Source organism: Cupriavidus pauculus, assembly GCF_003854935.1.
GTDB classification, from domain to species: domain Bacteria; phylum Pseudomonadota; class Gammaproteobacteria; order Burkholderiales; family Burkholderiaceae; genus Cupriavidus; species Cupriavidus pauculus_C.
Genome location: NZ_CP033970.1, coordinates 969,461 through 995,237, shown reverse-complemented (window position 1 = coordinate 995,237; position 25,777 = coordinate 969,461). Strand labels below are relative to the sequence as shown.

Sequence of the window (25,777 nt, the reverse complement as noted above, 5' to 3'; positions counted from 1 at the left end):
ACAGGAGCCCCCAAATGGCCGAACTGATGAACCGAGAAGACTTCCGTGCCGCGCTGGAAAACGCCATCAAAGGCAAGAGCGCGAACCAGGCGCCCTTCAGCAAGGCGTGGGCCGGCGGCACGCTGAGCCGCGAGCACCTGGCCCGCTGGGCCGAGAACCACTACCACTACGTCGGGCCGTTCGCCGACTACCTGGCCTATATCTACGCCCGCACGCCCGACCACATGACCGAGGCCAAGGACTTCCTGCTGGCCAACATGTACGAGGAGGAAATCGGCGGCGACCGCCACACGGACCTGCTGATCCGCTTTGCCGAAGCCTGCGGCACCTCGCGCGAGCGCGTGGTGAACCCCGACAACATGTCGCCGACCACGCGCGGGCTGCAAAGCTGGTGCTACGCCGTGGCGATGCGCGAGGACCCCGTGGTGGCCGTGGCCGGCCTGGTGGTGGGGCTGGAGTCGCAGGTGCCGTCGATCTACCGCAAGCAAACCCCGACGCTGCGCGAGAAGTACGGCTTCACCGACGAGGAAGTCGAGTTCTTCGACCTGCACATCGTGTCCGACGAAATCCACGGCGAGCGCGGCTACCAGATCGTGCTGGAGCACGCCAACACGCCCGAGCTGCAGCAGCGTTGCCTGAAGATCTGCGAGATCGGCGCCCAGATGCGGCTGCTCTACACCACGGCGCTGTACTACGACTACGTCGACGCCAAGCCCGAGGCCGCGGCCGCCTGAGGCCGCACCGCCCCGCGTGACCCTGGGCGCCCGGCGCGTCCGGGGCCGTCTTCGAATCCTCCAACCAGGCCCCCGCAAGATGACCGAGACGTACCGCAACTACATCGACGGCGAATGGTGCGACAGCGCCACCGGCCGCACGCTCGACAACGTCAACCCCGCCGACACGCGCGAGATCGTCAGCCGCCACGCCGCGTCGGACGCCCGGGATGCCGCCGCCGCGGTGGCCGCCGCCGCCGCCGCGTTCGACGGATGGAAGAAGACCCCGATCGGCAAGCGCGCCAAGGTCCTGAACGACGCCGCCGCGCACCTGGAAGCCAACGCCGACAGCATCGCCGCCGAACTGACGCGCGAGGAAGGCAAGGCGCTGAACCTGGCACGCGACGAAGTCATGCGGTCGGCCCAGACCCTGCGCTTCTACGCCGTGGAAGGCCAGACCTTCGGCGGTGAGAGTTTTCCTAACGACGATCCGGACATGCTGGTCTACACGCTGCGCGAGCCGCTGGGCGTGGTGACCGTGATCTCGCCGTGGAACTTCCCGGTGTCGATTCCCGCGCGCAAGATCGCGCCGGCGCTGATCACGGGCAACACCGTGGTGTTCAAGCCGTCGTCGGACGCGCCGCTGTCCGGCTACCGGCTGGCCGAGGCGTTCGTCAAGGCCGGCATTCCGAAAGGCGTGCTCAACTTCGTGACCGGCAGCGCGGCCGAGGTGGGCCCGACGCTGGTGGCATCGCGCGCGGTGCGCGCCGTGTCGTTTACGGGGTCCACGGCGGCCGGCGAGCAGATCCACAAGGCCTTGCCGATGACCACGCGCACGCAGATGGAGCTGGGCGGCAAGAATCCGCTGATCGTGATGGAGGACGCCGACCTGGACCACGCCGTGGACCTGGCCATCAAGGGCGGGCTGTCGCTGTCGGGCCAGGCGTGCACCGGCACCAGCCGCATCCTGGTGATGCGCGAGGTCCGGCAGGCGTTCACCGACAAGCTGGTGGCCAGGGTCAAGGCGCTGAAAATCGGCAGCGGCATGACGCCGGGCATGGACCTGGGCCCGCTGGCCACGCGCAAGCAGCGCGAGACCGTGCTGGGCTACATCGCCGCCGGGCGCCAGGAAGCCACGCTGCTGTGCGGCGGCGACGCGCTGACCGACGGCGACTTCGCGCACGGCTACTACGTGGCGCCGGCCGTGTTCACCGACGTCACGCAGTCGATGCGGATTGCCCGCGAGGAAATCTTCGGCCCGGTGCTGGCGATCATCGAGGTGGACAGCTACGCCGATGCCATCGCCAAGGCCAACGACACCGACTACGGGCTGTCCGCCGCCATCGCCACGCGCAACCCGCGCTACCTGCACGACTTTGCGCGCGACATCGAATCGGGCACGGTCAAGATCAACCGCACCACCACGGGCAACCTCGTCAACGCCCCGTTCGGCGGGCTCAAGCGCTCCAGCACGTCGACGTTCCGCGAATCAGGCCGCGCCGGGCTGGAGTTCTATACGCAGATCAAGACCGTCTACCAGGGCGTCTGACCCGAATCCAAGGAAACTACGATGAAAAAATCGATCAAGCTCGAACTCAGGGAGGCGCGCCACATGGTGGCCGCCGCGATCCGCAAGGCCGAGGAAATCGGCGTGCTGGAATCGGTCTGCATCGTCGATGACGGCGGCTACCCGCTGCTGCTCGAACGCATGGACGGCGCACGCATCACCGGGCCGCAGATTGCCTGGAACAAGGCGTTCACGGCCGCCGGGCACAAGCGCTCCACGCACCTGTTCAACACGGCGCCGAACGGCCCGGCACTGCCCGGCAACGAGGCGTTCGGCATCCAGTGGAGCTTCGAGGGCAAGTTCGCGGTGTTCGTGGGCGGCTACCCGATCGTGGTGAACGGCGAGGTCATCGGCGGCGTGGGGCTGTCCGGCGGCAACGGCGAGCAGGACACCGCGTGCGGCGTGGCCGCGCTGGAAGCGCTGCGCGACCTGCTGGCCGCCGACGACCTGACCGTGCTGGCGCAGGCCGACATCAAGAAGTAGGCGGGGGAATCAGTCATGGCCCATCGCGTCGAGATTGCGGAAACGCAACAGGTGTTCCAGGTGGCGGCCGGCGAGTCGGTGCTCGATGCCGCGCTGCGCAGCGGCGTGGCGCTGGCCCACGAATGCACGTTCGGCGGATGCGGCACGTGCCGCATGCAGGTGGTGGAAGGGTCGGTGTCCTATGAGGATTTTCCGATGGCGCTGACCGAGGCCGAGCACGCCGAGGGCGTCGCGCTGGCCTGCCAGGCGCGCCCGCTGAGCGACCTCGTCATCAGCACCGCGCGCGCCGGGGCCGCGCTGACGCCGCCGCGCCGCACGTCGGCATCGGTGATGTCGGTGGCGCCGCTGGGTCCGGACGTCCAGCACCTGCGGCTGGCCCTGCCGGACGACGAACCGTTCGTCTACGCGCCCGGCCAGTACCTGAAAGTCTGGCTGGAGGACGGCAGCCATCGCAGTTTCTCCATGGCATCGGCACCGGCCGGCAACAGCGTCGACTTCCATGTGCGGCAGATCGCCGGCGGGCGGTTCACGTCGCGCCGCCTGCCGCAACTGCGCACCGGGGACCGGCTCGACGTGGAACTGCCGCACGGCAGCTTTGCGCTGCGCAAGGAGGATTACCGGCCGCTGCTGATGGTGGCGACCGGCACCGGGCTGGCGCCGATCAAGAGCATGCTCGAATCGCTGATGGACGACCCCGACTGCCCGCCCGTCTGGCTCTACTGGGGCGCGCGCTCGGCGGCCGACCTGTATCTGCACGACGAGATCGCCACCTGGGGCGAGCGGCTGTACGACTTCCAGTACGTGCCGGTGCTGTCGCGCGGCGGCGACAACTGGCAGGGGCGGCGCGGCTACGTGCAGGACGCCGTGGCGGCCGACCTGGGCGACCTGTCCGAGCACGCGATCTACCTGTGCGGGTCGCCGCACATGATCCGCGACGCCCGGCAGACGTTCATGGCGCTGGGCGCCGGGGCGCCTTTCATCTACGCGGACAGCTTCACGTTCCAGCACGCGGGCGGCTGACGGACCCGGCGGCGTCATCGGCGGGGCCACGGTAGATGTCTACCCTATGTCTTGCGCGCGGAGGCAACGGTATACAATAGCGGCATTCACGCCGTGGCCCATCGACCGCGGCGCATCACCGATATCCGACGGCCGATCCCGACCATGAACGACGCCACCGCCAGTGCCATCAAGCCGAATCCGGACACCCCGGCCGCAAGCCTGGGCGCCCAGCATTCTCCCCTTTTCGCGCTGGTCACCGACACGCTGCGGCAACGTATCCTGGGCGGCCAGTACGAACAGGGCGAACGGCTGGTGGAAAACACGCTGTCGCTGGAACTGGGCGTGTCGCGCATTCCCGTGCGCGAGGCGCTGCGGGCGCTGGCGGCCGAGGGGCTGGTGCGGATCGAGCCGCGGCGCGGCGCGTCCGTGGCCCGGCTGTCGCCCAACATCGCCCGCGAAATGGTGGAGGTACGCGCCACGCTGGAAGGGCTGAACGCCAAGCTGGCCGCGCAGCGCCGCGATCCGGCGCTGATCCAGGAACTGGAAAAGGTGCTCAAGGAAGGCAACGACGCGGTCGACAGCGGCCAGACCGAGCGGTTCGTCGAACTGAATTCGCGCTTTCACGAGGTGCTGGGCAACATCGCCGCCAACAGCGTGCTGCAGGACATGATGCGGTCGCTGCGCGAGCGCACCGCGCTGCTATTCGCGCCGGCCAACCTGAGCCGGGCGCGCATCAACTGGGACGAGCACGCCCAGATTTTGCAGGCCGTGATTGCCGGCGATGCCGATCTGGCGTCGCTGCTGGCCACGCGCCACGTCTACAGCGCCGCCAAGGCGGTGGAATCGATGGCGGCCGATGGCGCGGCTGCACCGACGGCGGGCACGGCGGGCACCCCTCGCCAGACCCACGCCTGACCCTGCCCGATCACGGTTCAGGCAATTCCCCGTTGCGCACCAGCAAATGGCGCAGTGCACCATCGAAATGTATACTGTAGGCGTTTGTTGACCACCATAGGGATTTGCCATGCATCACCCGGAAGCTTCCTACCTTGAGCGTCCCGTGGGCGCGCAGCTTCTGAGCCACTACGCCCGGCGCGACGCCGTCCGCCATGCCACCCCGCTTGTGCCGCTGCGCCTGGCCGACGTCATCACCTTCTTCCGCTGGGGTAGCGCGCGGCGCAAGACGGCCTGAGTCCTACTGGCAACGAAAAAAGCCGCCCGGAATGGGCGGCTTTCTTATTGGGTACGACGAAACGTCAGAGTGCGGCGGGCGGCATCTCGACGCTGCCGAACTCGGCCGACCGCGAGCCGCTGATCGGCCGGTTGCTGGCGCCGAAATACGCGAACGCCACCGACAGCTTCACCGCCTCCGAATCGTTGCGGCCGGCCGCGTGGAACAGGCGACTGTCGAACATCAGCACGTCGCCGCGATGCAGCGCCAGCGGCATCGCCCCCTTGAGTAACCCCTGGCTGGCCGGATGGGCCTCGACCAGGAACTCGGCCGGATCGAGCTGGGCCGGGTCCAGCCTGGCGCGATGCGAGCCCGGAATCACGCGCAGCACCCCGTTGCGCTCGTCCTCGTCGCCCAGTGCAAGCCAGACGGTGACCAGTTCCGGATTCACGAACGACCAGTAGCGCGTGTCGCGGTGCCAGCCGGTCTGGCTGCCATAGTGCGGATGCTTGGTCATCACGCAGTTGTGGTGGGCCAGCGTGAGCCGGGCCGGCTCGCCCAGCAGCGCCTCCACCGTCGCCACCAGTTGCGGATGGCTGGCCCAGCGCCGGAACGCCTCGTCCCGCCCGTACGCCTGGCGCAGCCGGCGCACCGTGTGCCCGCCCGCCGCGTCGCGCGTGGCCGGCGCGCCGGGATAGCCCAGGTCGGCTTCGAACTCCACCGGCGGCACGGCGTCGGCCAGGTGGCGGCGCGTCACCGCCTCCAGCGCGGCGCACGTGGCCTCGCTGGCAAACTGGCGCAGCACGATGTAGCCGCCCGCGTGGAATTCGCGCGCCAGGCTGGCCAGGGCCGCCTGGTCGGCCAGCGGCGCGGAACAATCGAAATCGAGGGAATGGGGCGCGCCAGACACGCGCGGTTGCGAGGCAGTCATTGCAGCAGCTAAGACAATTCTGAAAGTGAGGGGGCGGCGACAGCCCGATGATGCCAGAAGCGGCGCGATCCGGCGCGGGCTGGCGCCCGATTCCGGTGCACCGGGCCACCGTCGCCGCCGCGCCACCGTGCGGAAACCCACTGTCGCATGCGACCCCCACGCCGCTACAATGGCCGGACCCTGCCGCACCGTCCCGTCATCGCCAACCTGCCACCAAGGCTGCCCATCGTGACTGCCAGACCCCGGATCACCGCCTCGCTGGCCGAGGCCCAGAACCAGCTCAGCCGCATCGTGCTGGGCAAGCCGCGCCAGGTGCGGCTGGCGCTGGCGTGCATGCTGGCCGGCGGCCACCTGCTGCTGGAAGACGTGCCCGGCGTGGGCAAGACCACGCTGGCCCACGCGCTGGCGCAGACGCTGGGGCTGCAGTACCAGCGCGTGCAGTTCACCAGCGACCTGTTGCCGGCGGACCTGGTCGGCGTGTCGGTCTACGTGCGCGAATCCAGCGATTTCCGCTTCCATCGCGGCCCGGTCTTCGCGCAACTGGTGCTGGCCGACGAGATCAACCGCGCGCCGCCGAAGACGCAGAGCGCGCTGCTGGAAGCGATGGCCGAACACCAGGTGACGCACGACGGCGTGACCCACGCGCTGCCCACGCCGTTCTTCGTCGTCGCCACCCAGAATCCGCTGGACCAGATCGGCACGCATGCGCTGCCCGAATCGCAGCTGGACCGCTTCACGATGCGGATCTCGCTCGGCTATCCCGACCCGGCGTTCGAGCGCGTGCTGTACCTGGGCGCCGCCACCCGGCCCGAGCCGGTGGCCGTGATGGACGCCGAGCAGGTGGTGGCGCTGCAGGCCGCCGCGAGCCGCGTCTATGCCAGCCCCGCACTGGTCGATTACGTGCTGGCGCTGGTGCAGGCCACGCGCGCCGAGTCCGGCTTCGTGGCCGGGCTGTCGCCGCGCGCCGGCCTGGCGCTGCTGGCCTGCGCCCGCGCCTGGGCGCTGCTGGACCAGCGCGACATGGTGATGCCGGAAGACGTGCAGGCCGTGTTCGCGCCCGTGGCCGGCCATCGGCTGCTGCCCGGCGATGCCGACACCACCGCGCTGGACCGTCTGGTCGCCCGCGTGGCGATTCCCTGATACCGCCGCCGCCCAGGCCCAGCCATGCGACGTCCGCCGACGGCTTCCGGCCCCGCGCTGCCCCTGCCGGTGCCCACGCCCCGCCCGCGCCGGCCGCGCCCGCCGGTCAACGGCGTGGTCACGCTCGATCGTCGCCACCTCTACATCCTGCCCACGCGCAGCGGCCTGGGCTTTGCCCTGCTGCTGCTGGCGATGCTGACCACCTCGCTGAACTACAACATCAGCCTGGGCTTTGCGCTGACGTTCCTGCTGGTGGGCATCGGCATGGCCTGCATGTGGATGGCCTACCGCAACCTGCTCGATCTCGATATCTCGGCGGGCCCGGTCTCGGCGCCATTCGCGGGCGAGACCGCCACGTTCGTGCTGCACGTCGCCAACCATGACGGCGGCGCGCGCATCGGCGTGGAAGCCGTGGCCGCGGGCGGAGTGGCCGACGCCGCGCCGGGACTGACGCTGGACGGGCTCGGGCAGGGCGCGCTCGCCGTGCGCGTGGCGGCGCCACGGCGCGGCCGGCTGGCGCTGCCACGCGTGACCGTGTCCAGCCGCTTTCCGTTCGGCCTGTTCCGGGTCTGGAGCTATGCGGACCTGCCGCTCACCACCTTTGTCTATCCCGCGCCCGAGCGGCCGGCGCCCCCGCTGCCGCTGAAGCCGCGCCCCGAGGATGGCGACGACGGCCAGCTCCAGGCCGCCGCCGACGATGGCATCGACCAGCTGCGCAAGTACCGCCCCGGCGACCCGCTGCACCGCATCGCCTGGAAGCACAGCGCCCGCACCGGCCGATGGCTGAGCCGCACCGGGCACGTGCCGCGCCAGCCCGGCTGCTGGATCGATTGGGACGCGCTGCCGTTCACGATGGATACCGAGGCGCGGCTGTCGCGCCTGTGCGCCTGGGTGCTGGCCGCGGGCGACCATGTCGACCTGGGCCTGCGCCTGCCCGGCGTGGAGATCGCACCGGGCGCCGGCCCGGCCCATCGCCGCGCCTGCCTGGAAGCGCTGGCCATCTGGCCGGAGCGCCGCGCATCATGAAGCCGCAGCAGCCAGCGCGGCCGCTTGGCCATCAGGAACACGGCATGCTGATTGCCCAGCTGGCGCTCGTGCTGGCGCCGCAGGCCCGCACGCTACCGGTATCGGTCAGCCTGCTGCTGGTGCTGCTGCTCGCCTGGCGCTGGCTGCTCTGGCGCCAGCGCGCGCCGCTACCTTCGAAATTCCTGGTCGGCACGGCCGGCGTGCTGGTGCTGCTGATTGCCGCCGCGCTGGTCTGGCGGGGCGGCGGCAGCTTCGGGCGCGAGCTTTGCGTGGCGCTGCTGGCGGCGTTCGTGATTCTCAAGCTGATGGAGACCCGGGCGCTGGCCGATGCCACGCTGGTCACGCAGTTGTCGTTCTACCTGCTGCTGACGCTGTACCTGGAGGACCAGCCGTTCTGGCTGGCGATCTACAGCATGGCGATCGGTGCGTGGATCCTGCGCAACTGGCTGCTGTTCCACCATCCCGAGGCGCGTGGACGGCTGGCAATCTGGCCGCTGCTGGGCCGCATGGCGCTGTTCGGGCTGCCGTGGGCGCTGTTCCTGTTCCTGCTGTTTCCGCGCCTGGACCATCCACTGTGGCGGCTGCCGCAGTCCGAGCCGACCGGCCGAACCGGCATCAGCGACACGATGCGGCCAGGCAGCGTCGGCGAACTGATCCGCTCGCCGGAAGTGGCGTTCCGCGCCGATATCATCGGCGACCCGCTGCCCGCGAGCGCGCTCTACTGGCGGGCGCTGGTGCTGTGGCACTACGACGGCCAGACATGGCGCGCCGGCGAGGCGCCCACGCTGCGCGCGGCGCCCGGGCTGCGCGACGACGATGGGGACCGCGACCTGCGCGATGGCGGCGGCGCCGGTCCGCGCACGTACAACGTCACGCTGGAGCCCAATCACAAGCCGTGGCTGTATCTGCTGGATCGCGGCGTGGCGGTGTCGGACAGCTTGCTGGCGCAGGCGTCGGCCGATGGCGAATTCTTCATGCGGGCGCCGGTGGACCGGGCGCTGCGGTACCGCGCGCTGTCCGAACTGCAGGGCCTGCCGCAGCCGCTGACGCGCCGCACGCTGCAACTGTCGCTCGCGCTGCCGGACGGCAACCCGCGCAGCCGCGAGCTGGCCGCCGGCTGGATCGACCGGTATCCAGACCCGTGGCAGCGCGTGCAGGCCGCCATGCGGCTGTTCGCCACCGCGCCGTTCGCGTACACGCTGTCGCCGCCGCCGCTGGGCACATCCCAGGTGGACAGCTTCCTGTTCGATACCCGGCGCGGCTTCTGCGAGCACTACGCCAGCAGTTTCGTGTTCCTGATGCGCGCGGCCGGGGTGCCGGCGCGAGTGGTGCTGGGCTACCAGGGCGGCGAGTACAACCCGATGGGCAGGCACTATGTGATCCGGCAGTCGGACGCCCATGCGTGGGCCGAGGTCTGGCTGGCCGGCCGGGGTTGGGTGCGCGTCGATCCGACCAGCGCCGTGGCGCCGAGCCGGGTGGAGAACGGCGTCGACGCCGCGCTGGCGGGCGAGGACCTGCAGGCGTTGCGCGATCTGCGCGCGCCTGGCTGGCTGCGCGACTTGCGCTGGAGCTTCGACGGGCTGGCGTACCGGTGGCAGCGCTGGGTGCTCGAATACGACCGCGGCCAGCAGAACCGGCTGCTCGACCAGGCGGGGCTCGGCAATCGGCTGCCGCAGGTGCTGGCGGCGGGGCTGGCCCTGCTCGCGGTGCTCGCGCTGGTGCCGATGTGGCTGCGCCGCCGGCGGGTGGATCCGGTGCAGGCGCTCTACGACCGCTACTGCGGCTTGCTGGCGCGGCACGGCGTGTCGCGCGGGACGTCGGAAGGTCCGCGCGACTTCGCCGCGCGTGCCGAGGCCGCTCTACCCCAGGCACGCGACGCAGTGCGAGCGTTCACTGACCAGTACGTCGGCTGGAAGTACGGCGCGCCGGGCAAGGGGTCGCAGGCCGGCGTGCTCGGCGGATTGCGCGCGGCATTGCGCGACCTGTCCCGCAGCCTGGCGCGGCGCTAGCGTTCGGCCGGCGGGCCAGACTATCCACGGTGCCGAACTTGCCATGGCGGCCTTGGCCCCATATAGTTTCATTCGTAACTATCGCGGATGAAACAAAATGTCGTTCGAACGTCGCATTGACCGCTTCTGCGCCGAGCACCCCGAGGCGCCGCGCGACCTGATCCTGGCGTCGCGGCTGCTGCTGCGCTCGGCCCGGCTGCTGCGGCAGCATATCGAGCGCGCGCTGGCGCCGTTCGAGCTGGACCTGCACCAGTACCTCGTCATCAGCATGCTGGCCACCGACGCCGGCGAGCCGACCATGCCGTCGGAGCTGGGCCTGACCATCGACGCCACGCGCACGCAGATGACGCGGCTCGTCGACGGGCTGGAAGCCAGGGGGCTGGTGCTGCGCAAGACCGCCGAGCATGACCGCCGCAGCCTGGCGCTGACGCTGACGCCGGCCGCCCGGGCGCTGTTCGCGCAGGTGGCGCCGGTCGTGCATGCCGCCTATGGCGCCGCGTGGGCGCCGCTGGGCGATGCCGGGCTTGCCGCCGCCACGCGCGAGCTGGCCGCGCTGCATCAGCATCTGGCTGCCCTGGAGGCAGCGCAGCCGTGAGCAGGACCGCCGGACGCTGGCACCGGCTGCAGGCCGGCGTGCGCTGGCTGCGGCTGCTGACCCACCGGCAGCGGCAGACGCTGATCATGGCGCTGCTGGGGCTGACCACGGGCGTCGAATTCCTTGAGAACATCATGTTCGTCTTTGCGTCGAGCCATATCGTCGGCGGCATCGACGCGGACCCGCGCAGCTTCGCGCTGGTCCAGGCGGCCTACGCGGTGGGCAGCATGATGATGATCCTCAAGCAGCAATGGCTGGCGCGGCGGTTTGGCTATCGCAACTACCTGACCGGGTCGCTGCTGCTGTTCATGGGCGGCACCGTGGTGGCGGCCACCAGCACGGGGCTGCCGCAGATGGTGGTCGCGCGGTTTCTGCAGGGCGTGGGCGGCGGGGCGCTGTTCACGAGCTGCCGCATCCTGGTGAACGTGATGTTCGCGCCCGAGGACCGGCCGCGTGCATCGCGCCTGTTCATGCTCGGGATCTTTGGCGCTTCGGCCATGGCGCCGGCGTTCGCGGCCGAGCTGGTGGAGCATGGCGTCTGGCAGGACGTGTTCTACGGCGTGCTGCCGTTTGCCGCCCTGGCGGCCGTCGGCACATGGTTGCTGCTGCCCGATGCCGAGCCACGCGCCGAGCACGACGGCCCGGCGCTGGGGCCGCTGCTGCTGTTCGGCGTGGCCATCGTCGTGCTGCAGGCGTCGATGACCGAGGCGCGGTTCGACATCTTCTCGCACCCGCTGCGCGTGGCGCTGGTGGCGGCGCTGGCGCTGGGGCTGCTGGGCCTCTTCCTGTGGCAGCAGTGGCACCACGACACGCCCGTGCTGCACCTGCGCGCGCTGCGCGAACCGGTGTACCTGACCGGCCTGGCGATGTACTTCGTCTACTACATGATCAGCAACCTGAGCGGCTACGTGTTCCCGATCTTCGCGGAGCAGGCGCTGCGGTTTCCGCTGGCCACCACGGGCTGGCTCAATTCGCTGGCGGCCGGCATCAGCCTGGCGGGCATCTGGATCTACCTGCGCGTGGCGCGCCGGCTGACGCACAAGAAGCCGCTCATGGTGGCCGGGCTGCTGCTGATGGCGGCCGCGATGGCGTGGTTCTCGTTCATGCCGCCCGATGTGGGGCCCGCCGCGCTGGTGCCGGGGCTTGTCGGCAAGGGGCTGTTTGGCGTGATGGTCATCATCCCGATTGCCGGCCTGACGTTCCGCAGCCTGAGCGGCGACGATTTTGCGCACGGCTATCGCAGCAAGAACCTGGTGCGGCAGATCGCCAGCTCGTTCGCGTCGGCGCTGGGCGCGGTGCTGCTGCAGAACCGGCAGTTCGCGGTGCATGCGAGCCTGGTGCAGGCCATCGGGCTACGTCCCGCGCAGACCGCCGAGTGGATGCAGGCGGCCCAGTCGCTGCTGGCGGCGCGCGGTTTCGATGCCGGGCAGGCACACGCGGGCGCGCTGGCGCAGATGGCTGCGATCGTCGATCAGCAGGCGCGGCTGATGGCCTGCGAGGATCTGTATCGGTTGATTGCCGCGATGGCGCTGGTGGCCGCGGTCTTCATGCTGGTGCAACGCCGGCTGGACTAGCCTGGGCCTTGCATCGCGGAGCGGGGTACTGCTGGGGCGCTGGCGACAGCGCGACAACGGCGGCGGCGCGCCCTTGCGGATGACATGCATGCCCGGCGGGCACGCGTGGGCCGTCGATCAGAACAGCGACAACTGGCGCATGCCAAAGCCGACCGTTTCCTCCACGCGCGCACGGGCATGCGCGAGCGAACCTTCGGCGCCGGAATAGTTGCCGGCGGCCCAGTGGTAGACCACGGGCAGGTCGCCGCGATCGGACAGGCGGACTTCGCCAAGCTTGTCGCCACGCTCGTTGCGGTAGTAGTGGGAGCGGTAGCCGCGCTCCCAGTGGGGCGGGACTTCCTTCTTGCGCCGACGCGCGGTCGACTTCTTGATCACTGGCGTCAGACGCCGCGCCAGGTCGGAGCCCGGCGAGATGGGGGCGCGGGTGAAATCCAACTGCATAGACTTCCTTCTTCTGTCGATTTAGCAAGAACCAGAAGTGGCGACGTGAGTCACCACACGCTTCATGCATCGCAGTCGAGATCATACCCGCTCGAACGCCCATTTGGGATGTTTTGTCGCCCGGAATTCCGCGCCTGGCAAGGGTTTGCGGGCGTATACGCATCACCGTATACGCCCACGTATACCTGTCGCGCGCCTGCCGTATACGGGGTCGTATACGCGGCCGGCGATCAGCCCAGATCGAGCGGAATGAAGATGCGCGCGTCGTCGCGCTGCACCAGCAGGGCCACCTGCTTGCCCGACTTCGACACCAGCGCGCGGAGCTGATCGACCGATGCGATCGGCGTGCCATTGAGCGACAGGATGACGTCGCCCGGCTGGATGCCGACGCGCGCGGCCGGACCGGCGACATCCTCGACCACGAGGCCGCCGTCGATGCCGCTGTCGCGCTTCTCGGCCGGGGTCAGCGGACGGACCGCAAGGCCCAGGCGTCCGCCGGCTTCGCCGCCGCTCTTGGCCTGCGCCGACGCACTTTCCTTGACCGCGCCGATCTTCACGCTCAGCGTCAGCGGCTCGCCCTTGCGGATGACCTTGAGATCGGTCTTCGTGCCCGGTTGCAGGTCGGCGACGTGCTCGGGCAGGTCGCCCGAATGGTCGATCACGTCGTTGCCAAGCTGCACGATCACGTCGCCGGGCTTCAGGCCGGCCTGCGCGGCGGGGCTGTCCGGTTCCACCGAGTTCACCAGCGCGCCGGCCGGCTTGGGCAGCTTGAACGACTGCGCCAGGGCCTGGTTCACCTCCTGCACCGAGATTCCCAGGCGGCCGCGCGTGACCTTGCCGTGGGCGACGAGCTGCTGCTCGACCTTCTTCGCCACGTCGATCGGAATCGCAAACGACAGGCCCTGGTAGCCGCCGGTCTGGCTGTAGATCTGCGAATTGATGCCGATGACTTCGCCGCGCTGGTTGAACAGGGGCCCGCCCGAGTTGCCGGGGTTCACGGCCACATCGGTCTGGATGAACGGCACGTAGGTGTCGTCGGGCAGCGAGCGCGACTTGGCGCTGACGATGCCGGCCGTGACAGTGTTCTCAAAGCCGTACGGCGAGCCGATGGCCAGCACGGGCTCGCCCACGCGGATCTTCGACGGGTCGCCGAGTCGCACGGTCGGCAGGTCCTTGGCATCGATGCGGATCACGGCGATATCGGTCTGCGGATCGCTGCCGAGCACCTTGGCCTTGAATTCGCGGCGGTCGGTCAGCTTGACGGTGACTTCCGTGGCGTTGTCGACAACGTGGGCGTTCGTCAGGATCAGGCCGTCAGGGCTGACGATGAAGCCCGAGCCGAGCCCCTTCACCAGTTGCGGCTGCTGGCTCTGCGGCCCCTGGAACTGCGGGCCGAAGCGCTTGAAGAACTGGAACAGCGGATCGTCGGGGTCCATGCCCGGCGGCACCTGGGCCGACGTGCGCTGGGCGCGGGCGGTGACGCTGATGTTGACCACGGCGGGGCCGAATTGATCGACGATGCCCGAGAAGTCGGTGGGCGTGGCCACCGCGGCCGGCGCGGACACGACCGGCGCCTGCGCGGCGTATCCCGGCGTGATGGCATCTTTCTGCAGATACGCGTAGCCGCCCGCCAGGGCAGCAAGCGCGGCAACGCCGACAGCGGAACGGACGAGGGTCTGGCGAATCATGGTGCTTTCCTTTCTGGATGTTGGACGGCGCCGCAACGGGTGGGCCCGTTGGCGCGACAGTGACATCGTAGGGAGCCACACTTAAACCAGACTTAAGGGTTTTGCGACGGCCGGCTTTCCTTGATCCCTTTCCTTGATCCTTCACGGGCTGGCCCTATGCTCTATAGGGTCGATGCAAAATTTATCTTGCACACAATCTAATCGTGTATAAGATAGCTGCATGCCCACGCCAACGACCCCTTCCAAAACAGATGACTGGCTGCAACTGGACCAGCAGCTCTGCTTTGCGCTGTATTCCACGTCGCTGGCGATGACCAAGATCTACAAGCCGATCCTCGGTGAGCTGGGGCTGACTTACCCGCAGTACCTGGCAATGCTTGTGTTGTGGGAGCATCGGGAATTGAGCGTGTCGGACCTGGGTGCCCGGTTGCGGCTGGATTCCGGCACGCTGACGCCGCTGCTGAAGCGGCTGGAATCGGCCGGCCATGTGCGGCGCGTGCGGGATACGTCCGACGAGCGCCGGGTACTGGTCAGCCTGACGGATGCCGGCCAGGCGCTGCGCCAGTCGGCGGAGGGCATTCCGGAACGATTGTTGTGCGCGATGCAGTGCTCGGTGGAAGAAATCCAGGCCCTGACAGCGCGTTTGCATGACTTACGGTCGACGCTGGAAGCAGCGCGATCGGAAGATTGATCGCCGTGAATCGGCATGTTGAAACTGCTGCCCGCCCCCGGGCATATCTAGGAGAGTGCAAATGAAACTGGAAAAAGTCCTGTACACCGCCCACGCATCCGCAACCGGTGGCCGCGATGGCCGCGCCACGACGTCGGACGGCCAACTCGACGCCAAGCTGGCGGTGCCGAAGGAAATGGGCGGTGCCGGGAATGGCCTGAACCCCGAGCAACTGTTTGCGGCCGGCTATTCGGCCTGTTTCCTCGGTGCCATCCGCTTCGTGGCCGGCCAGCAGAAAATCACCGTATCGCCTGATGCGAAGATCGACGGCGCGGTCGGCATCGGCCAGATCCCGCAGGGCTTTGGTATCCAGGTGGAGCTGAAGATTTCGCTGCCGGGCATGGAGAAGGAAGCGGCCCAGAAGCTGGTGGAAGCGGCTCACCAGGTCTGCCCGTATTCGAACGCCACCCGCGGCAATATCGACGTCAATCTGGTTGTGGTCTGACTGTCGCCCGCCAGGCTTTTGCGAGCCTGAAATGCAAAACGCCGGCCCTTGGGCCGGCGTTTTCTATTGTGCCGCGGGTTCGGCCAGATCGGCGAGTACCAGGTCGGCACACATCGCACGTTTCTGCGCGGCCGTCAGGCGCTTGGTCTGGATTTCGGCCTTGAGTGCGTCCGACTGGCTCGGAAAGGCCAGCCATCCCAACAGCCGCAGCGGCTTGCGGGACCGCGTGTACTTGGCACCGGTGCCGGCGACGTGCTGAGCATAGCGGCGTTGCACGTCGGTCGTAATGCCGGTGTAAATCGTGTTGCCCTCGCATTCGAGCAGGTAGAGAAACCACGGCACGGGCGGTGTCGGCGAGGCGTCGTTATCGTCGATCATGGGTCGTCGGTCGTTGCGACGGCCATCATACGCGCCACGCCCCCGGCACGCAAAATCGCAAAACCGCCGCTGCAAAAGCAAAACCCCCAAGCTTTTGGGGCTTGGGGGTTCTGGGTATAAGAGCCTGGCGATGACCTACTTTCACACGGGTAGTCCGCACTATCATCGGCGCAAAGTCGTTTCACGGTCCTGTTCGGGATGGGAAGGGGTGGTTCCAACTCGCTATGGTCACCAGGCATGAGGGGTTGCCGGCGCTGACGTGTGGTCAGCGCGGGCGAATCTGGGTGTAGTAAAGATATGGGGTTGTGCTGTATGCCTGTGGCACAGCGGAACACCAGGTAAAACACACTGGTTATAGGATCAAGCCTTACGGGCAATTAGTACTGGTTAGCTTAACGCATTACTGCGCTTCCACACCCAGCCTATCAACGTCCTGGTCTCGAACGACCCTTCAAGGAGGTCAAGCCTCCAGGGAATCCTCATCTTCAGGCGAGTTTCCCGCTTAGATGCTTTCAGCGGTTATCTCTTCCGTACATAGCTACCCTGCGATGCCTCTGGCGAGACAACAGGTACACCAGCGGTACGTCCACTCCGGTCCTCTCGTACTAGGAGCAGCCCCCGTCAAGATTCCAACGCCCACGGCAGATAGGGACCAAACTGTCTCACGACGTTTTAAACCCAGCTCACGTACCTCTTTAAATGGCGAACAGCCATACCCTTGGGACCGGCTACAGCCCCAGGATGAGATGAGCCGACATCGAGGTGCCAAACACCGCCGTCGATATGAACTCTTGGGCGGTATCAGCCTGTTATCCCCAGAGTACCTTTTATCCGTTGAGCGATGGCCCTTCCATTCAGAACCACCGGATCACTATGTCCTGCTTTCGCACCTGCTCGACTTGTCGGTCTCGCAGTTAAGCACGCTTTTGCCATTGCACTTTAGGTACGATGTCCGACCGTACCAAGCGTACCTTCGAACTCCTCCGTTACACTTTGGGAGGAGACCGCCCCAGTCAAACTGCCTACCATGCACTGTCCCCGACCCGGATTCACGGGCCAAGGTTAGAACCTCAAACAAACCAGGGTGGTATTTCAAGGACGGCTCCACGTGAACTAGCGTCCACGCTTCAAAGCCTCCCACCTATCCTACACAGATCGGTTCAAAGTCCAATGCAAAGCTACAGTAAAGGTTCATGGGGTCTTTCCGTCTAGCCGCGGGGAGATTGCATCATCACAAACACTTCAACTTCGCTGAGTCTCGGGAGGAGACAGTGTGGCCATCGTTACGCCATTCGTGCAGGTCGGAACTTACCCGACAAGGAATTTCGCTACCTTAGGACCGTTATAGTTACGGCCGCCGTTTACCGGGACTTCAATCAAGAGCTTGCACCCCATCATTTAATCTTCCGGCACCGGGCAGGCGTCACACCCTATACGTCCACTTTCGTGTTTGCAGAGTGCTGTGTTTTTATTAAACAGTCGCAGCCACCATTTTATTGCAACCCCTTCACCCTTCTGGCGCAGGCCAGTCAAGCTACCAGGGCGTACCTTATCCCGAAGTTACGGTACCAATTTGCCGAGTTCCTTCTCCCGAGTTCTCTCAAGCGCCTTAGAATACTCATCTCGCCCACCTGTGTCGGTTTGCGGTACGGTCTCGTATGACTGAAGCTTAGAGGCTTTTCTTGGAACCACTTCCAATTGCTTCGCAGCACTAGGCCGCTCGCCCCGCATCCTTGAATTCCGCGCCCGGATTTGCCTAAGCGCCTTCTCCAATGCAGGGACCGGGACTTCCAACACCCGGACAACCTTCCGCGATCCGTCCCCCCATCGCATCATACGACGGTGCAGGAATATTAACCTGCTTCCCATCAGCTACGCATCTCTGCCTCGCCTTAGGGGCCGACTCACCCTACGCCGATGAACGTTGCGTAGGAAACCTTGGGCTTACGGCGAGGGGGCCTTTCACCCCCTTTATCGCTACTCATGTCAGCATTCGCACTTCTGATACCTCCAGCATCCTTTACAAGACACCTTCACAGGCTTACAGAACGCTCTCCTACCACGCGCTTGCGCGCGTCCGCAGCTTCGGTGACTGGCTTAGCCCCGTTACATCTTCCGCGCAGGACGACTCGATCAGTGAGCTATTACGCTTTCTTTAAAGGGTGGCTGCTTCTAAGCCAACCTCCTGACTGTTTTAGCCTTCCCACTTCGTTTCCCACTTAGCCAATCTTTGGGACCTTAGCTGGCGGTCTGGGTTGTTTCCCTCTTGACACCGGACGTTAGCACCCGATGTCTGTCTCCCGTGATTGCACTCTTCGGTATTCGGAGTTTGCTATGGCGGGGTAATCAGCAATAGACCCCCCAACCATGACAGTGCTCTACCCCCGAAGGTGAGACACGAGGCACTACCTAAATAGTTTTCGGAGAGAACCAGCTATTTCCAGATTTGTTTAGCCTTTCACCCCTATCCACAGCTCATCCCCTAACTTTTCAACGTTAGTGGGTTCGGTCCTCCAGTACGTGTTACCGCACCTTCAACCTGGCCATGGATAGATCATCTGGTTTCGGGTCTACACCCAGCGACTCAACGCCCTGTTCGGACTCGCTTTCGCTACGCCTTCCCTAATCGGTTAAGCTTGCCACTGAATGTAAGTCGCTGACCCATTATACAAAAGGTACGCCGTCACCCGTTGCCAGGCTCCGACTGTTTGTATGCATGCGGTTTCAGGATCTATTTCACTCCCCTCCCGGGGTTCTTTTCGCCTTTCCCTCACGGTACTGGTTCACTATCGGTCGATCACGAGTATTTAGCCTTGGAGGATGGTCCCCCCATCTTCAGACAGGATTTCACGTGTCCCGCCCTACTTGTCGTACACCTAGTTCCACAACGCTGTTTTCGCATACAGGGCTATCACCTGCTATGGCCGGGCTTTCCATCCCGTTCTGCTAACAATGCTGCTAAAGAGTACAAGGCTCTTCCCATTTCGTTCGCCACTACTTTGGGAATCTCGGTTGATTTCTGTTCCTGCAGCTACTTAGATGTTTCAGTTCGCCGCGTTCGCTTCCCTTGCCTATGTATTCAGCAAGGGATGACCCATACGGGCCGGGTTTCCCCATTCGGACATCTCCGGATCAAAGCTCGTTTGCCAGCTCCCCGAAGCTTTTCGCAGGCTACCGCGTCCTTCATCGCCTGTGATCGCCAAGGCATCCACCACATGCACTTGTTCGCTTGACCCTATAACGAGTGTGTCTCCACATCCATTACAGGTCTGAGTTCTCGCGTTTGTGCCGTATTCCAAGTCATCTTTCGATCACTTAAATACATTTTGGTTGATACAATCACAACCCGGTATCGCGTACTGCAGCGCGCCTCATCAACGCACTCGCGACACCTTTACTACATCCCATATTGTTAAAGAACAGCCGAGCAAACATGCTCGATGGCAACAGCCAAAGACAAACACTCGCAACCGAGCGCTTCTCTTTGACAACTACCCCAAGGTAAGTGGTGGAGGATGACGGGATCGAACCGACGACCCCCTGCTTGCAAAGCAGGTGCTCTCCCAGCTGAGCTAATCCCCCGGATAACTTGGTGGGTCTGGTAGGACTTGAACCTACGACCCCCGCCTTATCAAGACGGTGCTCTAACCACCTGAGCTACAGACCCTTGGCTGTAACACTCAAACAAACCGATAAGTGTGGACGCTTGACTTGTGAACACAAGCCTCTGGAAAGGAGGTGATCCAGCCGCACCTTCCGATACGGCTACCTTGTTACGACTTCACCCCAGTCATGAACCCTGCCGTGGTAATCGCCCTCCTTGCGGTTAGGCTAACTACTTCTGGCAAAACCCACTCCCATGGTGTGACGGGCGGTGTGTACAAGACCCGGGAACGTATTCACCGCGGCATGCTGATCCGCGATTACTAGCGATTCCAGCTTCACGCAGTCGAGTTGCAGACTGCGATCCGGACTACGATGCGTTTTCTGGGATTAGCTCCCCCTCGCGGGTTGGCAACCCTCTGTACGCACCATTGTATGACGTGTGAAGCCCTACCCATAAGGGCCATGAGGACTTGACGTCATCCCCACCTTCCTCCGGTTTGTCACCGGCAGTCTCTCTAGAGTGCCCTTTCGTAGCAACTAGAGACAAGGGTTGCGCTCGTTGCGGGACTTAACCCAACATCTCACGACACGAGCTGACGACAGCCATGCAGCACCTGTGTCCACTTTCCCTTTCGGGCACCTGATGCATCTCTGCTTCGTTAGTGGCATGTCAAGGGTAGGTAAGGTTTTTCGCGTTGCATCGAATTAATCCACATCATCCACCGCTTGTGCGGGTCCCCGTCAATTCCTTTGAGTTTTAATCTTGCGACCGTACTCCCCAGGCGGTCAACTTCACGCGTTAGCTACGTTACTGAGAAAATGAATCCCCAACAACTAGTTGACATCGTTTAGGGCGTGGACTACCAGGGTATCTAATCCTGTTTGCTCCCCACGCTTTCGTGCATGAGCGTCAGTCACGTCCCAGGGGGCTGCCTTCGCCATCGGTATTCCTCCACATCTCTACGCATTTCACTGCTACACGTGGAATTCTACCCCCCTCTGACGCACTCTAGCCTTGCAGTCACAAGCGCAATTCCCAGGTTAAGCCCGGGGATTTCACGCCTGTCTTACAAAACCGCCTGCGCACGCTTTACGCCCAGTAATTCCGATTAACGCTCGCACCCTACGTATTACCGCGGCTGCTGGCACGTAGTTAGCCGGTGCTTATTCTTCCGGTACCGTCATCCGCCCCAGGTATTAACCAGAACGTTTTCTTTCCGGACAAAAGTGCTTTACAACCCGAAGGCCTTCTTCACACACGCGGCATTGCTGGATCAGGGTTGCCCCCATTGTCCAAAATTCCCCACTGCTGCCTCCCGTAGGAGTCTGGGCCGTGTCTCAGTCCCAGTGTGGCTGATCGTCCTCTCAGACCAGCTACTGATCGTCGCCTTGGTGAGCCTTTACCCCACCAACTAGCTAATCAGACATCGGCCGCTCCTGCTGCGCGAGGCCTTACGGTCCCCCGCTTTCACCCTCAGGTCGTATGCGGTATTAGCTAATCTTTCGACTAGTTATCCCCCACAACAGGGTACGTTCCGATGTATTACTCACCCGTTCGCCACTCGCCGCCAGACCGAAGTCCGCGCTGCCGTTCGACTTGCATGTGTAAGGCATGCCGCCAGCGTTCAATCTGAGCCAGGATCAAACTCTTCAGTTCAATCTCTGTGTGCCCCGAAGGGCTCGCTCTTTCGAGCGGTCGCTCACTCTCAGAAAACTGACTGGCTTGACTCCGAAGAGCCAAACCAACATGTTTTACTGTGCGAGCACTTGATACTGTTGAAGCAACACGACAGACCCGAAGTCCGCCGCGGCGTTCGCCATCAAGCGCCCACACTTATCGGTTGTTTGGTTGTTAAAGAACACCAGCGGGCCGGCTTCGCCGTTCGCTGTCGCTGCGTATTTCGTCGCAGCGGAGAAACGAGATTATGCAGAGCATTCAACGTTTCGTCAACAGGTTTCGCAGAACTTTTTTCTGCCGGTCGGCGCTGGCAAACCTCGCCAACTCCAACCCCCATCAACCTCGCAACCCTTGTCGCTGCTGCGTTTGCAGCGCGGTTCGTGTTGCGAGGGGGCGAATATTAGACGGCTTCCACGTCGTGCGCAAGGGCTTTGCCATGGAAATGTGAAAAAAGAATGAATGCGGCCGCCTGTGCACTTGTCGGCCACTGTATAGAATCCTCTTTCCGGCCGCCCCGGCTACCACCCCTTCTAGGAATTTTCCGATGACCATCCACGCCCATTGGCTCGCCAGCTCCGGCACGAGCGTCTGCGATCTCGATAACGGCACCGCCAAGTGGCAGGCGGATCTCGACGCGCCCCTGGGCAATCCGTCGATTCCGAATCCGCACGATCTGCTGGACTCTGCGCTGGCCGCCTGCACGACGCTCACGCTCCAGCTCTATGCCAAGCGCAAGGGCTATGCGCTGAACGAAGTCCGCGTGAGCGTCGGCCATGAAGAATCGCCGGGCGCTTACAAGATGATTCGCCAGATCGCGCTGGAAGGCGACCTGCCCGCGAACGTCCGCGAAGACCTGCTGCGCGTCGCCAACAAGTGCCCGGTGCACAAGTCGCTGTCGGCGACGATCACGATCGATACCACGCTGGCCTGACGCATCCGGGATTGATTTTTCAAATGATAATGGTTATCATTTGAACCCTCGGGTTTTGACACGACCTGAGTCAGCAAATGGGTTACCGGACACGCCTGTGTCCGGCCTTTTTTCCCCAGCCTGTCCAGGCAGCTTCGCCAGCCCACTTCCCCCTCCGCAGTTTCCCAAGCCGACACCCCGGCACACTTCGTTCGATAGCCCACGCTCCCACCCTCTAGAAGCGGACGAAGAAGCACGTCACCGCTTTGTCTCCCGTTAATCCCCGCTTAACATGACCCAAAAAAGAACATGGATCAGGACACACGGAAGCATTCGGGAGCGGGGACATCTTGGCGAATTACCTGGAAGAGTATTGCGCGCGCATCCGGCGCGGCGGCGTTCGCGCCATGGCTGACAAGCCGTTGATCGTCGAACAGAACGGTACGTATGTGATGAAGTACGTGCCCTTCGAACATCGCAACGAGAACGCCAGGCTCATCCTGGTCAGCGGCACGCCCGGCCATGCCCACGTGCAGCTCGCGGCGACGCTGACCGATGAACTGTTGCGCGCCCACACACCTGGCCGCGTCATCCAGCGCGAGCACAAGCGGCGGGTAGAACTGGGCGGCCGCATGGTCCGACCCAATCTGATCAGGATGCTCGATCACTTTCGCGTGCCCGAGCTGGTCGGCCAGCCGCATGCCGCCGCCCTCTGGAACGATGGATTCGAGTCGATCCAGCCGATGGCATTGCTGCCGCACGCCACCACCCGGCGCGGCCTGGCCTTCGACGGCTCGCTGGACGAGATCCTCGAAACCGCCATGCTGCGCCGGGTATTCGATCACCTGTTCCTGGCCGCCCTGCCCCAGATCCGGCCCGACGCGATCTATGTCGCGCTGGGCCGCACGGCCTGGGCCGCGCTGCTTCACGCCGTGGATGCCGGTCTGCTGTCGCGCGACCAGTTGGTCGGGATGATGCCGGTACCGGCGCGCGCGGGCAGCATGGTGCGTTACTTCCTGCGCGAGATTGCCGAGCGCGACCTGTCGCCGAACGACCCGGTGCGCCACCGCATTGCGTGGCTCGATGCCGCCCATGCCGAGATGGAGGCCGGAGTACGGCGGATCCGCGACGCCCTGGCGCCAACCGTCCAGCCGGAACGCCTGATCGCCTGATTGAGACTGCTGTGTGCCGCATGCCCCACCTCAGTAGGGATAAGCGATCCTCGCAAGTGCCGATAACACTCCTTGAGGAATCTGACCTCCTCGCATTCCCGATTCGCGACCCCCGTGGCTTACGGTGGGTCGCTATTTTTTTGTCGGACGATATGCCTCTTTAAGCACACACTTGCGGAAATTTCCTACAAGGAATGGGGAAGCGTCGCATATTCAGACTGCCTCCCCGTTTCTATACTGCCTCGTCTTCTGAATAGCCCGGCAATACCAGCGGCACTGCGAGCAAGGCATGACCACGATCCTGATCGTCGACGATCACCCTGCGCTGCGCCTCGCCCTGCGCGCCAACGTATGCGATCTGATGGAAGTCACGCAGGTCTACGAAGCCGACAACGGTCAGGCGGCCATCGATCACGTCCGCCAGCACAAGCCGGACCTCGTCATCCTGGACCTCGACATCCCGCGCCCGAACGGGATTGAAGCGGTGCCGCAGATGCGGTCGCTGCACCCGTCGATCCGCGTGCTGATCCTCAGCGCCCAGGACCCCCTGCTGTGCGCCGCCCGCGCGTTCCAGGCCGGGGCCCATGGCTACGTCAGCAAGACGCAGGACCTGGACGCGATCACGCGCTGCGCGGAAAGCGTGCTGGCCGGCTTCACCGTGTTCCCGAGCCTCGCGCAGCGTGACCCGACGAGCATGGGGCGGACACCGGGCCTGCACAACCTGTCCGACAAGGAAATGGAGATCCTGCGGATGCTGGCCCGCGGGATGAGCAACAAGGTCATCGGCAAGGCGCTGTTCATCAGCAACAAGACGGTAAGCAGCTACAAGGCGCGGATCATGGGCAAGCTGGGTGCCGAATCGGTGGTGGACCTGGCCGACTTCGCGCGTCGGCACCGCCTGGTTCCATGAGCCCTGGCCGCTCATGCGTCCACCTGAAACCCGACGAATGCCGCGCGATCGGCGTGGCCGTGGCCAGTGCCGCCTGCCGCGACGCCACGGTCCAGACGATGATCGTGACCCATCTGCTCGATGCCAACGACAAGGACCTTGCCGCGCTGCGCCGGGCCGTGGCGCGGCGGGACTGGCCGGACGTGCAGCACTGCCTGCACCGTATCAAGGGCAGCGCGGCGCTGGCGCGCTGCACGTCACTGCTGGCGGCGGGCAAGTCGCTGGAATCGGCCGCGGGCCAGGGCAATGCCGCCGTGGTCAACACACTGTTTCCGCGCTACGTCGCTATCCTGAAGGAATTCAGTGACACACTGTCGGCACTGCGTCCCGGCCGCTGCCACCGACCCGGCGATCCCGCCGCGAACGCACCGGCTTCAGGAAATTTGACGTAGTGCCGTGCCGCGCGCCGCCCCCGGCGACGTGCCGGGCTGGCACACTGTGAACCTTTTCCCGGCACCGCCCCCTTTACGTTGCCGGACATCCACAATTGGCGGGAGACATGTCGTGGGCGATTTGCAGGCGTTGCTCGATGGGCACGGACTGAGTCTGGTGTTCCTGAACGTGCTGGCGGAACAGGCGGGCTTGCCCGTGCCGGCCTATCCGATGCTGTTCGTCGCCGGCGCGCTGTCGATGCAGGAGAGCGGGCCATCGATCGGCGCCGTGCTGTTCGCGGTCATCGCCGCGTGCCTGATTGCCGACAGCGCCTGGTATTTCGCCGGCAAGCGCCTGGGCCAGCCGATGCTGCGCACCATCTGCCGCGTGTCGCTGTCCCCCGACACCTGCATCCGCCAGACCCAGTCGCTCTACCTGCGCGTCGGCCCGCGCTCGCTGGTGTTCGCCAAGCTGCTGCCCGGCGCCGGCGCGCTGTCCACGGCCATGGCCGGGATGACGGCGACGCCGTTCCTGACCTTCCTGTTCTACGACGCCCTGGGCGCGCTGGTCTGGGCCGGTGGCGCGCTGCTGGCCGGCGTGGTGTTCAGCGATTTCGTCGATACGATCCTGGCCGCCTTCAGCGCCTACGGGCACATCGCCGTGATGATCGCCGCGGGCGGCTTCGTGCTGTTCATCGCGTGGCGATTCTGGCTGCGCTGGCGCCTGCTGCGCCGAACCGGCCGCATCCCGCGCATGACGGTCATGGAACTGGAACAGCGCCGCGGCGGGGTCGAGCGGCCCGTGGTGGTGGTCGACGTCCGCGCGCAGGGCGAGACGCCGATCGAGCGCATTCCAGGCGCGCTGGTCATGGGCATGCAGGCGCCGTTCAGCGCGCTGGCCGATCACGACAAGCGCTCGGACATCGTCATCTACTGCGCCTGCCCGCACGAGATGTCGGCCGCTGTTCTGGCGGAACGGCTACGTTCAGCAGGATTTCCGAACACCTGGGCGCTGGCCGGCGGCTTTGACGAATGGAAGCGGCTGCAAGGTGCGCTGAACGCCGATAGCGGCCCCGCCGCCGACGCCCCCAAGCAGGCGGCCGCCCACTAGCCACCGGCGCCCGGGCCCGGGACGCGGGCCCGCCCACGAGGCCCCACGGCCAGCATGGCTTCTTGGCCGGCGCCAGCAGGATCGGGC

The 25,777-nt window shown here is 65.2% G+C and carries 22 protein-coding genes, 2 tRNA genes and 3 rRNA genes; 18 read left to right on the top strand and 9 right to left on the bottom strand.

The window, feature by feature from the left end; all coding sequences use genetic code 11:
* Positions 1–14: 14 nt before the first annotated feature.
* The 6 genes from EHF44_RS22515 to EHF44_RS28470 all read left to right on the top strand — a co-directional run bounded on the left by EHF44_RS22515 (position 15) and on the right by EHF44_RS28470 (position 4,957).
* A complete protein-coding gene (locus tag EHF44_RS22515) occupies positions 15–734 on the top strand; it encodes a TenA family transcriptional regulator (protein ID WP_124685910.1) in 720 nt (239 codons plus the stop codon).
* 79 nt (positions 735–813) lie between these two features.
* Complete coding sequence (locus EHF44_RS22510; protein ID WP_124685909.1) at positions 814–2,262, top strand: aldehyde dehydrogenase family protein; 1,449 nt, start codon at positions 814–816, stop codon at positions 2,260–2,262.
* Positions 2,263–2,283: 21 nt separating this feature from the next.
* Positions 2,284–2,763, top strand: a complete 480-nt coding sequence (locus EHF44_RS22505; protein ID WP_124685908.1) for a GlcG/HbpS family heme-binding protein — start codon at positions 2,284–2,286, stop codon at positions 2,761–2,763.
* A 15-nt stretch (positions 2,764–2,778) separates the two neighbouring features.
* A complete protein-coding gene (locus EHF44_RS22500) occupies positions 2,779–3,783 on the top strand; it encodes a 2Fe-2S iron-sulfur cluster-binding protein (RefSeq protein WP_124685907.1) in 1,005 nt (334 codons plus the stop codon).
* A 144-nt stretch (positions 3,784–3,927) separates the two neighbouring features.
* Complete coding sequence (locus tag EHF44_RS22495) at positions 3,928–4,680, top strand: GntR family transcriptional regulator (protein ID WP_253700168.1); 753 nt, start codon at positions 3,928–3,930, stop codon at positions 4,678–4,680.
* Positions 4,681–4,789: 109 nt separating this feature from the next.
* Positions 4,790–4,957, top strand: a complete 168-nt coding sequence (locus tag EHF44_RS28470) for a hypothetical protein (RefSeq protein ID WP_172966158.1) — start codon at positions 4,790–4,792, stop codon at positions 4,955–4,957.
* 64 nt (positions 4,958–5,021) lie between these two features.
* Here EHF44_RS28470 and EHF44_RS22490 read toward each other — a convergent pair whose 3' ends face one another.
* Complete coding sequence (locus EHF44_RS22490; protein WP_124685906.1) at positions 5,022–5,867, bottom strand: phytanoyl-CoA dioxygenase family protein; 846 nt, start codon at positions 5,865–5,867, stop codon at positions 5,022–5,024.
* A 228-nt stretch (positions 5,868–6,095) separates the two neighbouring features.
* Here EHF44_RS22490 and EHF44_RS22485 point away from each other — a divergent pair, with 228 nt between their 5' ends.
* The 5 genes from EHF44_RS22485 (at position 6,096) to EHF44_RS22465 (ending at position 12,211) form a co-directional block, all read left to right on the top strand.
* Positions 6,096–7,007: an AAA family ATPase gene (locus EHF44_RS22485; RefSeq protein WP_124685905.1), complete on the top strand. Its 912-nt coding sequence runs from the start codon at positions 6,096–6,098 to the stop codon at positions 7,005–7,007.
* A 24-nt stretch (positions 7,008–7,031) separates the two neighbouring features.
* Complete coding sequence (locus EHF44_RS22480) at positions 7,032–8,033, top strand: DUF58 domain-containing protein (RefSeq protein ID WP_124685904.1); 1,002 nt, start codon at positions 7,032–7,034, stop codon at positions 8,031–8,033.
* Entirely contained in the window at positions 8,030–10,042 is a 2,013-nt protein-coding gene (locus EHF44_RS22475; RefSeq protein WP_124685903.1) for a transglutaminase TgpA family protein, read from the top strand. Before EHF44_RS22480 ends, EHF44_RS22475 begins: the two co-directional genes overlap by 4 nt.
* 97 nt (positions 10,043–10,139) lie before the next feature.
* Positions 10,140–10,637, top strand: a complete 498-nt coding sequence (locus tag EHF44_RS22470; RefSeq protein ID WP_124685902.1) for a MarR family winged helix-turn-helix transcriptional regulator — start codon at positions 10,140–10,142, stop codon at positions 10,635–10,637.
* A gap of 86 nt (positions 10,638–10,723) precedes the next feature.
* Positions 10,724–12,211 (top strand): MFS transporter, encoded by a 1,488-nt coding sequence (locus tag EHF44_RS22465; RefSeq protein WP_124686733.1) that lies wholly within the window; start codon positions 10,724–10,726, stop codon positions 12,209–12,211.
* A 117-nt stretch (positions 12,212–12,328) separates the two neighbouring features.
* Here the strand turns inward: EHF44_RS22465 and EHF44_RS22460 are convergent, their stop codons facing one another.
* The gene (locus EHF44_RS22460) at positions 12,329–12,652 is read right to left on the bottom strand and encodes a hypothetical protein (protein ID WP_124685901.1); all 324 of its coding nucleotides are present in this window, start codon (positions 12,650–12,652) and stop codon (positions 12,329–12,331) included.
* 230 nt (positions 12,653–12,882) lie between these two features.
* On the bottom strand, positions 12,883–14,340 hold the full coding sequence (locus EHF44_RS22455; protein ID WP_124685900.1) for a DegQ family serine endoprotease: 1,458 nt from the start codon (positions 14,338–14,340) through the stop codon (positions 12,883–12,885).
* Positions 14,341–14,560: 220 nt separating this feature from the next.
* On the opposite strand from EHF44_RS22455, the gene EHF44_RS22450 reads away from it, so the two are divergent.
* Both EHF44_RS22450 and EHF44_RS22445 read left to right on the top strand, forming a co-directional pair.
* The gene (locus EHF44_RS22450) at positions 14,561–15,031 is read left to right on the top strand and encodes a MarR family winged helix-turn-helix transcriptional regulator (protein ID WP_124685899.1); all 471 of its coding nucleotides are present in this window, start codon (positions 14,561–14,563) and stop codon (positions 15,029–15,031) included.
* Between the two features lie 61 nt (positions 15,032–15,092).
* Positions 15,093–15,515 carry an organic hydroperoxide resistance protein gene (locus tag EHF44_RS22445; RefSeq protein WP_124685898.1) on the top strand — a complete coding sequence of 141 codons (423 nt, stop codon included), beginning with the start codon at positions 15,093–15,095 and terminating at the stop codon, positions 15,513–15,515.
* Between the two features lie 63 nt (positions 15,516–15,578).
* On the opposite strand, the gene EHF44_RS22440 is transcribed toward EHF44_RS22445, so the two are convergent.
* From EHF44_RS22440 to EHF44_RS22415, 6 genes are all read right to left on the bottom strand, one after another.
* Positions 15,579–15,893: a GIY-YIG nuclease family protein gene (locus tag EHF44_RS22440; RefSeq protein WP_124685897.1), complete on the bottom strand. Its 315-nt coding sequence runs from the start codon at positions 15,891–15,893 to the stop codon at positions 15,579–15,581.
* A gap of 122 nt (positions 15,894–16,015) precedes the next feature.
* Positions 16,016–16,129 (bottom strand): 5S ribosomal RNA (gene rrf, locus EHF44_RS22435).
* A gap of 120 nt (positions 16,130–16,249) precedes the next feature.
* Positions 16,250–19,128 (bottom strand): 23S ribosomal RNA (locus EHF44_RS22430).
* Between the two features lie 271 nt (positions 19,129–19,399).
* A tRNA-Ala gene (locus EHF44_RS22425) sits at positions 19,400–19,475 on the bottom strand.
* 8 nt (positions 19,476–19,483) lie between these two features.
* Positions 19,484–19,560, bottom strand: a tRNA-Ile gene (locus EHF44_RS22420).
* Between the two features lie 64 nt (positions 19,561–19,624).
* Positions 19,625–21,156: ribosomal RNA gene (locus tag EHF44_RS22415) — 16S ribosomal RNA — on the bottom strand.
* The 16S, 23S and 5S rRNA genes sit together here with 2 tRNA genes alongside, the layout of an rRNA operon.
* Positions 21,157–21,721: 565 nt before the next feature.
* Between EHF44_RS22415 and EHF44_RS22410 the strand changes: the two genes are divergently transcribed.
* The 5 genes from EHF44_RS22410 to EHF44_RS22390 all read left to right on the top strand — a co-directional run bounded on the left by EHF44_RS22410 (position 21,722) and on the right by EHF44_RS22390 (position 25,690).
* Positions 21,722–22,108 carry an OsmC family protein gene (locus tag EHF44_RS22410; RefSeq protein ID WP_124685896.1) on the top strand — a complete coding sequence of 129 codons (387 nt, stop codon included), beginning with the start codon at positions 21,722–21,724 and terminating at the stop codon, positions 22,106–22,108.
* A 329-nt stretch (positions 22,109–22,437) separates the two neighbouring features.
* Entirely contained in the window at positions 22,438–23,259 is an 822-nt protein-coding gene (locus tag EHF44_RS22405) for a hypothetical protein (RefSeq protein ID WP_124685895.1), read from the top strand.
* A 289-nt stretch (positions 23,260–23,548) separates the two neighbouring features.
* Positions 23,549–24,169 (top strand): response regulator transcription factor, encoded by a 621-nt coding sequence (locus EHF44_RS22400; protein WP_124685894.1) that lies wholly within the window; start codon positions 23,549–23,551, stop codon positions 24,167–24,169.
* Positions 24,166–24,600, top strand: coding sequence for an Hpt domain-containing protein (locus EHF44_RS22395; protein ID WP_124685893.1), 435 nt, complete (start codon positions 24,166–24,168; stop codon positions 24,598–24,600). The genes EHF44_RS22400 and EHF44_RS22395 overlap by 4 nt, the downstream gene beginning before the upstream one ends.
* A gap of 112 nt (positions 24,601–24,712) precedes the next feature.
* Positions 24,713–25,690 (top strand): VTT domain-containing protein, encoded by a 978-nt coding sequence (locus EHF44_RS22390; RefSeq protein WP_124685892.1) that lies wholly within the window; start codon positions 24,713–24,715, stop codon positions 25,688–25,690.
* The last annotated feature ends 87 nt before the right edge of the window (positions 25,691–25,777 follow it).